2 protein-coding genes and 1 pseudogene are annotated in these 1,320 nt (G+C 36.1%); 2 read left to right on the top strand and 1 reads right to left on the bottom strand.

Annotated elements, in window-relative coordinates:
* A partial coding sequence (locus tag PX481_RS28290; RefSeq protein WP_288059390.1) for a DUF4347 domain-containing protein occupies positions 1 to 288 on the bottom strand: 288 nt, incomplete at its 3' end.
* A gap of 254 nt (positions 289 to 542) precedes the next feature.
* On the opposite strand from PX481_RS28290, the gene PX481_RS28285 reads away from it, so the two are divergent.
* Complete coding sequence (locus PX481_RS28285) at positions 543 to 788, top strand: hypothetical protein (protein WP_288097268.1); 246 nt, start codon at positions 543 to 545, stop codon at positions 786 to 788.
* Positions 789 to 887: 99 nt separating this feature from the next.
* Positions 888 to 1,121: pseudogene (locus PX481_RS28280) on the top strand (PIN domain-containing protein); the annotation flags it as partial.
* Positions 1,122 to 1,320 lie beyond the last annotated feature (199 nt).

The following is a 1,320-nucleotide window of genomic DNA, read 5'->3' as shown; positions in this document are numbered from 1 at the left end:
ATAATAGAGGTGAATGGTGGTAATCTGGGGATTTTGTTGTAAAAAAGCGGATATTTGTTCGATTCCGTCTTCGTTGGGAGAGAGAATAACCGTGGCGACTTCTGGAATTACCCCAGCTTGGAGACTTTGATAATCGGTAACACCAGCATCGAGGAAAACTACAGTAGCGGTTAAACGCTGATTTCTCGCACTATCCACCTGATTAGCTTGAACAAAGCCATCAGATTGAGCAAAATTGAACAAAACATCGTCAACAGCAGGAAAGCTCGGCAAGAGGGTAGAAGTCATGACATTGACCGCAAAGGATGACTTCGACTATTTTATGCAAAGAATCCCGAATTTTTCAAGGTTTCTATAACAAAAATTTACAGAAAACGGGTTTCTCAAAGAAACCCGTTTTCTCAGTTATTGCGAAGATGCGATCGCTAACGTCAAAGCGAGGCAGTTATTTGCTTAATTTTAGAGGTTTGCTGGCCAATTAGCATTTTTTGTGATAGATTGTAACCATAGTAACTTTTTATACTTAATTGTCAGTAATAATCATGAATGCTACAGCAATACGTCAACAAATAATTGAATCATTAGCTAATCTTTCTGGCGAACAATTATTGCAAATTAGAGAGTTAATCGAGCAAAATTTTTTGCCTCAAATTAAACCTAAATCAGAAGAAGAAAGACAACAGTTAATTAAATCATTACAAGGTAAATATGCTCATGCACCCACCAGTAGTGAAGATTTTGCCCAACAAAAACAAGCAGAAATTGATTGGGAGGAGCGTAATAAGTAGTCGTGCAAAATAAATTTCCTAGTGAAGATAGGCAAAAGGCAAAAGGCAAGAGGCAAGAGGTGGTTAGATATGTGTAATTAATTTTGCTTAGGTACTTAGATGAATATCATTTTAGATGCTTGTGCTGTAATTGCTTTTGTTCGTAATGAAACAGGAGCGGATCTTGTCAGAGAAACCATCACTAATCAAAATAATAACAAAATGATTCATGTTGTTAATCTTTGCGAAGTTTACTATAATTTTTATCGCGATATAGGAGAATCAGAAACAGAAAAACTAATTCAAGAATTAAGTGATATTAACATAAAAACTCGCTTTGATTTAAGTAGCAAGTTTTGGCGACAAGTAAGCCAATATAAGGCACTAATTAAGCGCATTTCTTTAGCTGATTGTGGCTCTTCGGTAATTGTTATGCAATGGACGGGGGTTATAAGGGATGGAACCCTTATAGAGAAAGGCATTTAGCGATTTTTGTCAATTGTTTTTGCTCTAGAGCGAACTAATCAATTAAGTCTCTTGCCAGATAAGGATT

This window comes from Microcystis sp. M53603_WE2, from assembly GCF_030065435.1.
Note: the sequence above shows the minus strand (reverse complement) of the source record. Positions and strands in the feature narration are given on the sequence as shown.